General features: G+C 63.4%; 11 protein-coding genes. 6 read left to right on the top strand and 5 right to left on the bottom strand.

Annotated features, from left to right (window positions below; all coding sequences use genetic code 11):
* Positions 1-45: 45 nt before the first annotated feature.
* Complete coding sequence (locus CPH63_RS12755) at positions 46-804, bottom strand: hypothetical protein (RefSeq protein WP_157749517.1); 759 nt, start codon at positions 802-804, stop codon at positions 46-48.
* Positions 805-1187: 383 nt separating this feature from the next.
* Entirely contained in the window at positions 1188-1574 is a 387-nt protein-coding gene (locus tag CPH63_RS12750; protein ID WP_157749516.1) for a hypothetical protein, read from the bottom strand.
* A gap of 1059 nt (positions 1575-2633) precedes the next feature.
* On the opposite strand from CPH63_RS12750, the gene CPH63_RS12745 reads away from it, so the two are divergent.
* The gene (locus CPH63_RS12745; protein WP_096303295.1) at positions 2634-4505 is read left to right on the top strand and encodes a DUF4209 domain-containing protein; all 1872 of its coding nucleotides are present in this window, start codon (positions 2634-2636) and stop codon (positions 4503-4505) included.
* 360 nt (positions 4506-4865) lie between these two features.
* Here CPH63_RS12745 and CPH63_RS22795 read toward each other — a convergent pair whose 3' ends face one another.
* Both CPH63_RS22795 and glgX read right to left on the bottom strand, forming a co-directional pair.
* On the bottom strand, positions 4866-6308 hold the full coding sequence (locus tag CPH63_RS22795) for a hypothetical protein (RefSeq protein ID WP_197704335.1): 1443 nt from the start codon (positions 6306-6308) through the stop codon (positions 4866-4868).
* A 267-nt stretch (positions 6309-6575) separates the two neighbouring features.
* Positions 6576-8735 carry a glycogen debranching protein GlgX gene (gene glgX / locus CPH63_RS12735; protein ID WP_096303294.1) on the bottom strand — a complete coding sequence of 720 codons (2160 nt, stop codon included), beginning with the start codon at positions 8733-8735 and terminating at the stop codon, positions 6576-6578.
* Positions 8736-8920: 185 nt separating this feature from the next.
* Between glgX and CPH63_RS23430 the strand changes: the two genes are divergently transcribed.
* From CPH63_RS23430 to CPH63_RS12720, 4 genes are all read left to right on the top strand, one after another.
* Positions 8921-9043 carry a hypothetical protein gene (locus CPH63_RS23430; RefSeq protein WP_256385781.1) on the top strand — a complete coding sequence of 41 codons (123 nt, stop codon included), beginning with the start codon at positions 8921-8923 and terminating at the stop codon, positions 9041-9043.
* Complete coding sequence (locus CPH63_RS12730) at positions 9040-9423, top strand: ATP-binding protein (protein ID WP_096303293.1); 384 nt, start codon at positions 9040-9042, stop codon at positions 9421-9423. Before CPH63_RS23430 ends, CPH63_RS12730 begins: the two co-directional genes overlap by 4 nt.
* 23 nt (positions 9424-9446) lie before the next feature.
* Complete coding sequence (locus CPH63_RS12725; protein WP_096303292.1) at positions 9447-9776, top strand: STAS domain-containing protein; 330 nt, start codon at positions 9447-9449, stop codon at positions 9774-9776.
* Positions 9777-9860: 84 nt separating this feature from the next.
* Positions 9861-10202: a hypothetical protein gene (locus tag CPH63_RS12720; RefSeq protein WP_096303291.1), complete on the top strand. Its 342-nt coding sequence runs from the start codon at positions 9861-9863 to the stop codon at positions 10200-10202.
* 87 nt (positions 10203-10289) lie between these two features.
* Here CPH63_RS12720 and CPH63_RS12715 read toward each other — a convergent pair whose 3' ends face one another.
* The gene (locus CPH63_RS12715) at positions 10290-10865 is read right to left on the bottom strand and encodes a Dps family protein (RefSeq protein ID WP_096303290.1); all 576 of its coding nucleotides are present in this window, start codon (positions 10863-10865) and stop codon (positions 10290-10292) included.
* Between the two features lie 179 nt (positions 10866-11044).
* Between CPH63_RS12715 and CPH63_RS12710 the strand changes: the two genes are divergently transcribed.
* Positions 11045-11581 carry a cysteine hydrolase family protein gene (locus CPH63_RS12710; protein ID WP_197704334.1) on the top strand — a complete coding sequence of 179 codons (537 nt, stop codon included), beginning with the start codon at positions 11045-11047 and terminating at the stop codon, positions 11579-11581.
* Positions 11582-11603 lie beyond the last annotated feature (22 nt).

The following is an 11603-nucleotide window of genomic DNA, read 5'->3' as shown; positions in this document are numbered from 1 at the left end:
CGGTGTCTGCCCACCCAAACTCGCGGAAAGCTCGCCGCGCCGGAGCTAGACGCCGAACGCAATCCGACGACGACGAACAGCTTCGTCTCTAGCTTGCTCGTACGTCAGAATATCTTTGGCATATTTCGCTCGAATCTGAGAAGCCAACCATAGATCGAACTGATCGGCTCTGATTGCGTATTCGTCTGCCGCGTCGAAGATGTCCAACTCAGTTCCGTGACTTGCGATCCATTCACGGACATCACTGCTCCATTCGCCGTTGGCGAGGAGTGCCGAGGTGGGAAGCACCATCCTCACGGAGTACGACTCCGCTCCCATAGTCAGCCTGCTCTGAGCGACGGGGAACTTATAGTGAGTCAACTGATTTCGGAGTCTCTTGAGAAACTCCGCGAGCAGGTCTGCGGCGAAGACGGCTTTCACTCGGTCGCTATATGAGACGGTGAGTGTGCTGTCGTCTGCAAAATACTTGTTCATGAAGCGCCTTTGCTGATCGACTCGCGTACTCATGGCAGTTAGTACGTTATGCAAGAGCCGTTCGGCCTCAGACAACATACGGTCGTGGCCAACAGCATTGTCGACGGACAATAGCGGCAAGGATACTGCAGGATCCTGCAGACTAGACACGAAGGAACGATAATCGGCAACGTTCCCCTGAAGTATGAAATGAATTCGGCCGATCATATCGATCAACGCATTTGCGCGGAAACCCGCAGAATTGCGAATGGCGGGGTCTTCTAGTGCAGGTGACCCAGCATCGGCAGGCGCAGGGTCGCCGCCCGCAATGCTCGCGGAATCCATGGCCATCGCCCAATCATTCCAGATTGGCTAGACATCCTCCAGTGCGACTAGCGAGGTCGCGATTGTTCCAGTGCGCGTCCCGATGTTCTGCCACCGGCGGTAAGCATCGCCACTCCAGGTACGTAGAGCGACCGCACGGCATCGGCTGCGCTCGGCGGCAGCTGCGGGATGACGTGGCGGGGCAGCACTCACGACCGAGGAGCGTGGGCGATCACATCGCCACGCTCCTCGGCGCCAGCATTCCTATGATCATCTTTACGGCAACACCAGGTTCGTTGTGGTCGATCATCTCAGCCATCACCGCACCTTGACCCGGCAGACGTCTGGGCTCGACCTTGCGACCAGCAGTCGGCGACGAACGCTTCAGTTCCTAGCTCGGTGAGCAAAGATTACGACTCCGGCCAGATCATCCGAGACCCGTCGGCCGGAGATTCCTCGGGCACACGGATGATGGCCCGCGTCCGTGCATCGACGGCGGCCAACGAGGGGTGCTGTGCGCCTACCTTGGTTGATACTGTGTAGCCGGCCAAGATTTCCAGGTGCTGCTTCCTGAGGCCCCACCCCCAGACGGCAATACCGGTAACAAAAAGAGGAACAATGATGCAGAGGATGACGGCGATGTACAGATTCTCGTACTTCCCGAGATAGCTTTCGACACCGAGCGGAAAGACTCCCAGTCCCGACGCAAACACCATCGAGGTTCCCCAGATCATGAATCGAATGGATGTCGGTCCACTTAGCACATGTAGGTCTTGACCGCTCACATCTTCTGTCATGTCAGCCTCCTGCTATCGAGTGTATTGCGCCTTCCGTTCCAAGCCCCGTGGCCCAGATGTCGAAGCCCTGGCCGAGTAGTTCCGCAGGTGATTTTCCGACGGATTCTGCAACTCGCGCGTGCTAGACAACTTGCTCCGGGCCGCCTGCCAATCGCAAGACATCGTTTGCCGAGTCCCCCGTCTGACGAGGCGGGCGCACAGTTGGTCGACCCGTTCTGACCAGGCTCAACGTTCTCGAATTGCCGATTTCGGCTCTTGTGGGATCAAGGCGGCCTTCGGCCGCACGGGGCATGCACCGGCTCCCTGCGGGCGGCGCTGGCGCGCCGTCCTCGTCCGCCGCCGCCTGCCCCGCCTGTCAGCGGCAACCGGTGCTGAGATCAACCAACACAGCATCACGACCAGGTCGACGAGGGCGACGAGGACAACGCCGTCGACCTGCACCGGCCGTCGTCCGTCCCAACGCGTGAGCCAATTCGCGATCCGACGACAAGCGCAGCGTTCACCGCGATGACCGTCAGGACCGGTGGAGATCAACCGAGGGGCGCCGGCGGCGCGCTCACTTCTCGCACGACACGGGGCTACTTCAGATTCAGGCGGTCGCGTAGTACCACGGCGGACCCTTCGGGCCGGATGTCAAGGGTGAAATGCACGGCCCCAACAGCACGGGCCGCCCTTGACACCCGGGTACCTCCGCCGCGGTCCCTGAGGTGTCCGGGCAGGTATAGGAACCCACCTGCCCACACACCACAACCAGGGTCACGGGAGAGAGCCAAGTCTGATGGAGCAACGGCAGAACAACGGCCTCGGGCGTCAATGGCCGATTGACAGGCGGGGCGGTCAGCCGACCGGGGTAGCGATCGGCGGGAGTCGGTGGAGAACACCGCGTATGCGAAATTCTGTGCTTGGACTGCGGACTGAAGGTGCACGGAGAAACCCTGGCCCTTGGAAACACCATATTCTGCTTCAAGTGCCATCCGCCTACCTGGCCGGCCGACAGGCGGGCGGCCAGCGGGAAGGGCAAAGCGATGTCGACCAAGATGAATTGAGGACGAACAATACATGGATCTGCAACTGGAGGACATTGACCCGAGTTGGTGGGCACTGGACGCTGTCGAGGCGAGCGCCGACGGGTACGAACCCCCGGAGCTCCTGTCCATCGCACTTGAATCTCTCGCGAAACGGGACGGCGTAGGCGAGTTTCAGGAGGTCGTGCTCGACACGCTCGCGCAAGCAACCTCCGCCATGCTGAACCCGAGCGACTGGCTCCACCCTTTCAATCCTGCGATGCAACTCGCGGACAGGCGATCGATCATCCCTCAGGACTTGAGTTCTGAGCAGGTGGCGCTATTGGCGCGCATCGCTCCACTCCTCGACCGGCCAGATCTGCTGGCGCGTGTGGCCGACATTGCGTGGTTCTACGGGGACCGATCCGATGTTGATCTGCTCGACACCGCCATCAACGCCTATCGTGCCGCTCCACTGGCCGCCGACGTCTGGTTTAGTGTCGGCAAAGACGCATGGCGGCGCGCCATGGAACTCGCCAAACGACGCGGCAGCCCCGGCACGAAGGTTCTCGGCGAAATGACCGCGGCCCTCAAAGATCGTGTCCTGAAGGGTAGTGCTTCTGACCGATTCCTCATCCCGGACCTGGCGTCACTCATGCGAAAAGCCGCCAGCGTCTTGCCGGCGGAGCGAAGCGAGGTCGCCGACGCCCTCCTCAAGCTTTCGGGGGACACGCGGGCCGAACCACGCTTGTCACGGCACCTTCTACGTGAGGCCGCAGAATGGCTTGGAGACAAGCAGGCAGTGTGGGTGGTCACTGAACGGGTCGCACGTACATACCTGGCTGAGGCCGATGCCCGAGTCGCCGCAGACCCTATCGGCGGAGCCATGGTCGAAGGGCTCGATCTTGAGAAGGCCATCGCTGTCTTTGTCGGACTGCCGCGAAGCTACCGCCAGGCCAATGGTATCGACGACCTCATCGGCGGCTTACGGAAACGTCTTCAGGGCAGCCGCGAGATAACCCTCGAAAACATGGAGACGATCAGGGGGGGCTCAGTCGATCTGACCGAGATGACCGCGTACGCCCGAGAGAGGGTTTCCGGCCAAAGCGATCGACTGATAGCGCTAGCGATGTTCGCGACTCTAGTACCGCTCGTCGACGCGGCCCAGATCCGCGCGGGCGCAGAGGAGGCGCTACAAGGCACGATTGGGCAGCTTTTTCCGTCTGCGACATTCTCGTATGACGGGCGCAAGGTCGCCTCGACGCAAGGCAGGAGCGAATCAAGCAACCCTGCGATCGAGCGCGAAGTTGTCCGACTCGTCACGGCCCACGCGCTCATGAAGGCGCACGGGGCGATAGCGCCGGCCCGGGAGCTGCTGACCGCCTTGCATCGATACGACCGTGAGTTCATCACCGCCCTATGCGTGGACTCACCGACCGTGCCAGAAGGCCACGGTGATCTGTGGGGTGCTGGCCTCGCATTCGGCCTTAGTGGCGACGTCGGATCAGCAGTCGCGATCCTGGTCCCCCAACTGGAGCATTCCGTCCGGACCTTACTCAAGCGTCGGGACGTCCATACGCTCTTCGTCGATGACCAGGGCGTCGAGAGCGAGAAGAGCCTGAATGCACTCCTCGAGATGCAGGAAGCGGAGGACGTGTTTGGGACCGGTTTCGTCATAGAGCTTAGATCGTTGCTGGTCGTACAGGGCGGATTCAACCTACGCAACGAGATCGCACATGGGCTTGTTGACGACGCAGCGGCCTGGAGTTACCAGTCGTTGTACGTCTGGTGGCTGTGTCTCCGGCTAGCACTTTTGCCGATAGCCCAGTATGTCAACTCGCCCGCGTACGAGCAGGACCGCGACGCCGCCACGGAGAATTCGATCCGACCGGGCAGCGATCGAAGCAGTGCCGGCGAGCGCGACTAAATCACGTAACGCCCCCGGCCCAAGGCGATCACTGGCCTTTGGCTGGCGCATCGCGTTTCCTAGCGCCGGCGAACCGATTCTGGAACCCGGCGTGTCGGTTGATGGGCCTGCACGTGCCTGTGCCATATACGTGCCACGGTGCGCCGCACGTACCCGATTGATGTCGCCCCGGGGTAGCTGTAAGCCCCAGAAAGGCTGGGGCGCATTCCGCTCTGAGACTCCTGTGCGCCGCGAAGTACGCCTCTCTCCGGAGGCGGTGGCGCAGGTTCGAATCCTGCCGGGGGCACCATCGAAAATCGTCGGCTGGGTTTCTCGAACCGACCGTCGGCAAGTCGGCGGCGACCCGCTGCTCTAGCCGGCTCAGTCTGTCGCGGTCAGAGTCAGCGAGAGGCTATTCGTCGATCCGCCGAGCAACGAATTCAACACCCCGGTGAGTGCCCCGCAGTTCTTGAACGTGCCCGTCGAGTAGGTCGCGCTCAGCACACCGCCGCTCAGCCGCGCGAACTTGCCGCTGGTCTCGATCTGTACGGTCCTCACGGCTGTCGACGCACAAGAGGTGAAGTTGACCGCGGGGAGACCGATAACTCGCACCGATCCGACCGTGACGGTCGCCTGCGCCGTAGCGGACAACTTGCCGCTACTCGGAGTGAAGTGACCACCGAGCGGCCCTACCCCGGAGAGTGCCGAGACGATCGTGGTCGGCAGGAAGCCGAATAGTTCGGCGTTGACGGTGAAACTCGGAAGATTCATGGTTCCACCGATCGAGGTGTCTTTCCCGCTGTAGACCACCTTCAATGAGCCACGACCCACCTTGCCGAGACCGTTCACGGCGGGCATCCGAATCGACCCGGTAGCGGCATAGCTCACCGTTGAGCCGGCCGACGGTGTCGGAACAGCCGTCGGCGTCGGCGTCGGCACAGCGGTCGGCGTCGGCGTCGGCACAGCGGTCGGCGTCGGCACAGCGGTCGGTGACGGTGTGGGTGCCGCGATTGGAGTCGGAGCAGCAGTAGGTGAAGGCGAAGGCAGGACGGTCGGCGACGGCGTCACGGTCGGAGTGGGATCCGGCGTGGCGTCCGGTGCGGGGCACCGTTCGGCCGGGATGTATCCGTCGCCCAGGTCCTGGTTGTTTACCAGGACCTCCAAATAGTCCGGCGTACGGGCGGGGTGGTAATCGGGAGACTGTAAGTCGTACAGGTAGACCGCGGAGCTATTCGGCGGAAGCACGACCACGTCAAACGGGCCGATGGGCATTTCACCGCCGGGCAAGTCGTCAATCGTCGCGTTGAGCGACGTGGCCTGAGCGTTGGTGAACGTCAGCGCGATGCGCCCGCACTCGGTCTGGGCGCCGGTCACGGAGACCAGGGGTTCCGTGGGAGTTGGCTCGACCGGCTCAGGCGTAGGGCGTACGCAAGAGTACTGCACCGGCATCGAGACCACGTGGTCGTCCCACACGAGTTCCACCGCGTTGGGCGAACCGCCGCTCGTGTTGTAGGAGCGGATCAATCGAGACGTGCCAGGTGCGAAGTGATAGTAGATCGTATTGAGATCCTCCCCCTCCCACTCCGTTCCGTCTGCGGTGGCGTAGCCGAACCGCATCTCCACCGTTTGGAACGTACTGAGCGTGTTCGTCACATCGAACTCGATCTGGCCACAGACGGGAATCGGCTGCACTGTCAGCGTGTCACCCGAGCTCGCCGACGCAGCGGGTCCGTTGATGAGCGTCGCTACGCCCCCTGCCACACCCAACATGACCAGTCCAGCCGCCCCGGCCCGGATCATCCGGCTGTGAACCCGACGTTGCATCTGTTGTCCTTTGTCTGCGCCCGTCGCTGGAGTCGCCTGCTACGGCAGACCCAACGCAGGCCACCCACCGCGACCCTGCAGGGAACGTACGCGATGGCGGACCCGGCGACAAGCACCCATGCTGCGCCAAGCGAAAGTCGTTACCGAGGGCAGCCGGCGGAGCGCGAGGAGTACCGAGTATTGGTGTAGTCAACCGCGCGACCCCCTGCACGGCCACCCAATCAAGGCACGCACAGGTAGTGCCCGGAAGGCTGCGGAGTGTAGCCGTCAGTCAGCGACGCTCTTCAAGACGACGACCGAGCGGCCACCGACCGTAGTCGTCCCACCGGCGGCCACCGGCGACTGCTCGTCGAGGTGGGTCTCGTCCGTGTCGACGACCACCTCCCAGCTCAGTCCGTACTCCGAGGGCGGCAGCACGAAGTCGATGTCGTCGAAGTGCGCATTGAAACAGAGGACGAACGAATCGTCGACGATTCGCTCGCCACGACTGTTCCGTCCGGAGATGCCCAGGCCGTTGAGGTACACGCCGACCGACTTGCCGAAACCGGAGTCCCAGTGTTCATCGGTCATCTCGACACCGTCCGGGGTGAACCAGGATATGTCCGGGATACCCTCGCTCCCGCGACGGCGAATCGGCTTGCCGTCGAAGAATCGGTGCCGCCGAAAGACCGGGTGCTTGGCTCGAAGCGCCGCCACCTGGCTGGTGAAGCTGATCAGGTCCTCGTCGACCTTCTCCCAGTTGACCCAGGTGATCTCGTCGTCCTGGCAGAAGCCGTTGTTGTTGCCGCCCTGCGTGCGGCCGAGCTCATCGCCGTGGCAGATCATCGGAACCCCCTGTGAAAGCAGGAGTGTCGCGATGAAGTTCCGCTGCTGGCGGCCGCGCAGTCGCAGCACCTCGGCGTCATCCGTCGGCCCTTCGATGCCACAGTTCCACGAACGGTTGTTGCTCTCGCCGTCGTTATTACCTTCGCCGTTGGCCTCGTTGTGCTTCTCGTTGTAGGAGACAAGATCCAGCAGGGTGAAGCCGTCGTGGGCGGTGACGAAGTTGATGCTGGCCACCGGCCGACGGGTCGAGTGCTCGTAGAGATCCGGCGACCCGGTCAGTCGCTCGGCAAACTCCCCCAGCGTCGAATCCTCACCGCGCCAGTAGTCGCGCACCGTGTCGCGATACTTCCCGTTCCACTCGGTCCACTGGGGTGGGAAGTTCCCGACCTGATAGCCGCCGGGGCCGACGTCCCACGGTTCGGCGATGAGTTTCACCTGGCTCACCGTCGGGTCCTGCTGGACGAGTTCGAAGAAGCTGGAGAGGCGATCCACGTCGTAGAACTCCCGGGCCAGGGTGGCCGCGAGGTCGAAGCGGAAGCCGTCGACGTGCATCTCGGTGATCCAGTAACGCAGGGAATCCATAATCAATTGCAGGCTGTTCGGGTGTCGCACATTGAGACTGTTGCCAGTCCCCGTGTAGTCCATGTAGTACTGCTTGTCGTCCTCGACCACCCGGTAATAGGCGGCATTGTCGATACCACGCATCGACAGAGTCGGCCCGAGGTGATTCCCCTCGGCCGTGTGGTTGTACACGACATCCAGGATCACTTCGATGCCCGCTTCGTGCAGCGCGCGCACCATCGCCTTGAACTCCTGCACCTGCCCGCCCGCGCTGCGGCTGGAGGTGTACTTGTGATCGGGCGCGAAGAAGCCGATCGTGTTGTACCCCCAGTAGTTCGACAGGCCCTTGTCGACAAGCGTCGAGTCGTTCGCGAAGTGATGCACCGGCATCAGCTCGATGGCGGTGACCCCGAGCCGGGTCAGGTGGTCAATGATCGCCGGGTGGGCGATAGCGGCATAAGTTCCGCGGATCTCCTCCGGGATGTCCGGGTGCAGCTGGGTCAGTCCCTTGACATGCGCCTCGTAGATCACCGAGTCGGCGTAGCCGTGCTTCGGCGGCCGGTCGGTGCCCCAGTCGAAGTACGGGTTGATGACGACCGACTTCGGCATGTGCGCGGCCGAGTCGTCGTCGTTGCGGCTCTGCGGATCCCCGAAGTTGTAGCTGAAGAGGGACTGATCCCACTCGAAACTGCCGTCGATTGCCTTCGCATACGGATCGAGCAGGAGCTTCGCCGGATTGCAACGATGCCCGTTCGCCGGTTCGTACGGGCCATGAACCCGATAGCCGTAGCGCTGCCCAGGCTCAATCGCCGGCAGGAACCCGTGCCAGACGAAACCGTCGATCTCCGGAAGGTCGACACAGGTCTCGTTGCCGTCGGCATCGAAGAGGCAGAGTTGTACCCGCTCCGCGACCTCGCTGAAGAGTGCGAAATTGGTGCCGGAGCCGTCGTAGGTGGCACCGAGGGGAAACGCCTTCCCGGGCCACACCTGGACGGCTGGGCGGTCTTCAGGCTGCGGCAGAGTCACATCTGCGTGGGTCATGGTTGATCCTTCGTCTCCGCCGGGCAACTGGTTGTGCTGGCTTGCTTGTCCTCCCCGATACCCAGAACCGGCCAGTGGCAATCCGATCGGAACTGTGATCCCCGACGCCGCCCCGTGACCGGTCGAGGCACGCCACCGGCGACCACCTATTAGCCGATGAGGTCGCAGGCAGGCATGATGACGGAGTGAGCGAAGGCGGTGCGACCCCCGTCGGCGTCGAGACCGCCGTCTTCGACCCCGCGCCGCTGGCGGATGTCCGAGAGCGGGCTGGTCAGGCCACCGATGCCGACGCGAGGTCGGCCGGATGACTCAATCCCCGGTGGTCATCTCACTGCCTCAGACCCGTGACGCCCCGGCGATCGCGCGCGCCTTCGTCGCCGAACACCTTGGGCGGTTGGCACCCTCGTTGGTGGCCGACGCCGAATTGCTGGTCTCCGAGTTGGTAACCAATGCGCTCCTGCACGGCCGTCCAACGATCACCCTGCAGATCCGCCTCTCAACCTCCGGCATGACGCTCGCAGTCAGCGACGAGGGCGATCCGATCCCAGCGAGCCGAGTCAAATCGCACTCCAGCGTGCCGAATGGGCGGGGGCTGCTCATCGTCGACGCAGTCGCCGCCGACTGGGGCGTCATCCCGGCGGACCCGCCACCCGGTAAGACCGTCTGGTTCGAACTCCGCAGCGCCTGACGACGGCCTCGTACACTCTGCGCATGGACCTCACGATCACCAGCAGCACCGACGAGACGAATCGCAGCGTGCTGCACCTTGTCGGAGCACTCGACCTGGCCACACGGAGCTCGCTGCTCGATCAGGCACGGCAGACCATCAGCGACGCCTCCACCACGGCCTTGGTGCTGAACATGGCAGAGATCGATTTCATCGATTCGACCGGCATCGGCGCCGTCGTCGAGTTGGCCGGCAATGCCTCCGATGCGGATGTCGACTTCGTCCTGCAGTCGCTGTCCCCGCGCGTCACCCGGATTCTCGACCTCACGGGATTGATCGACGCGTGGCCTGTGGAGAAGCTGCCGGTCGAATAGCACCGGGGCGCCTGTTCGGGCTCATGTTTGGAAAGCGTAAATCTGGGCATCTATCCCTCACTAACCCGGCGTGTGAGGAATGCGATGACCGAAATCGGCGTGACGACTCGCCCTACGACCTACGTCACCCATGAAGTCGTCCTCCGGGGCACCATGGCCTTCCGCCCCTCGGACGCAGCGCCGTTCACGGCGGCAAAGCTCGTTCGCGACCTCTGCCTGCCCTACGAACTCCCCCAGCCCATCGTCGATGCCGCGACCCAAGCCGCGAGCGGCATGATCGCCAACCTGATCGCGCAGACCGGACGCCGGGTGGAGCTCATCGTGGAGATGCAGCGACGCGGCGTGACACTGCGGGTTCGAGACGCAGCCTCGACCGGCAACGGCGTCTGCGTCTCATTCGACGTGCCGCTGCAAACCGACGAATAGCGAAGACCGAATGCAATGCGGACCCCGTCCATCTTCGGACGAGGTCCCCATCGCTGACTCTCGCGACTGACTAGAGGAACTACCGGGTCACCGTCGGGCGCGACGGGCCGCCGGCTTCTCGGCCACGGCACCGGCCGTGGAGAGAACGCCCGAGGAGTTCTCCAGGTGCGCTCGGACAAACCAGTGGAACTGCTCGAGCTGGTGGGACTGGCCGATAAGCATGTCCTGGGTAACGGGGTCCGGCTCCTCAGTGTCGGCAATCGCCTTACGATGCGCCTTCACCAAGCCGTCATAGACGACATCCAGCGCGCCCAGGTGGGCGATCGCGTCGGCCCGGTCGATGCTGTAGTCGTCCCAGGTGCGCCGGGAGACCAAGCCACCCGGAGTGCCGGCCGGGGAACCACCCAACGCAGCGATCCGCTCGGCGGTGGCGTCGGCCATCAGCCGCACCGCCTCGACCTGGGGATCGATCATCGTGTGCACGCCGATGAAGTTCGGTCCGACCACGTTCCAGTGAACGTGCTTCAGCGTCAACGCCAGGTCGTTCAGGGCATCGAGGCGCTCCTGCAGGATCGCGACCACCGACTTCGCGTCCGCCTGAGCCATCCCCGGCACGGTGAACTTGAGGGTCTTGACGTTGGACTTTCGAGTTGTGGGTGGCATGCGATGTCGCTTTCTCTGGGTGCGGTCAACTCTGACTCGATTCAGGTACCCGCATCGCCCGTGCCTCAAACGAGATGATCGGGCGCATACGCCGTCCGAGGCGTTCTCGTCGATGGCAGGTGGCCTCTGATGTACTTGCAGCACAGCCGGGGACGTTCCGGCCGGTGAGGAGAGCATCAGTGAGCCGTGGCCTGTTGATCATCGACATCCAGCGCGACTATTTTCCGGGCGGTGCCTACCCACTGGTCGCCCCGGAGGCGGCCGCCGGGAAGGCGGCCGAGCTGCTGGCCCTCTTCCGGGCCAGCGGCGAGCTGGTGATCCACCTTCAACATGTCTGGGACGCCCCGGACGCCCAGTTCATGATTCCGGGCACCGACGGGGTCGAGATCCACCCGCTGGTCGCACCACGCACTGGCGAGACGGTACTGCAGAAGGCCGAGCCGAACGGATTTCAAGGCACTGAACTCGCCGGCGCACTGGCCGGGGTCGACGATCTGGTCGTCGCCGGAATGATGAGCAGCATGTGCGTCGACGCCACCACTCGGGCCGCCCTGGACCGAGGCCTGGCCGTCACCGTCGTGCACGATGCCTGTGCTGCTCCGGATCTGGAGTTCGCGGGCGAGACGATCCCCGGACGCACCGTTCATGGGGCGTTCATGGCCGCATTGGGCGACGCCGGCGCCGCCGTCCGTTCGACCGCTGAGCTACTTACTTGAGGCTGTCCCGCCGACCGGCGAA

The sequence above is a fragment of the Jatrophihabitans sp. GAS493 genome (assembly GCF_900230215.1).
Taxonomy (GTDB): domain Bacteria; phylum Actinomycetota; class Actinomycetes; order Mycobacteriales; family Jatrophihabitantaceae; genus MT45.
This window is presented reverse-complemented; position numbering and strand designations above follow the sequence as displayed.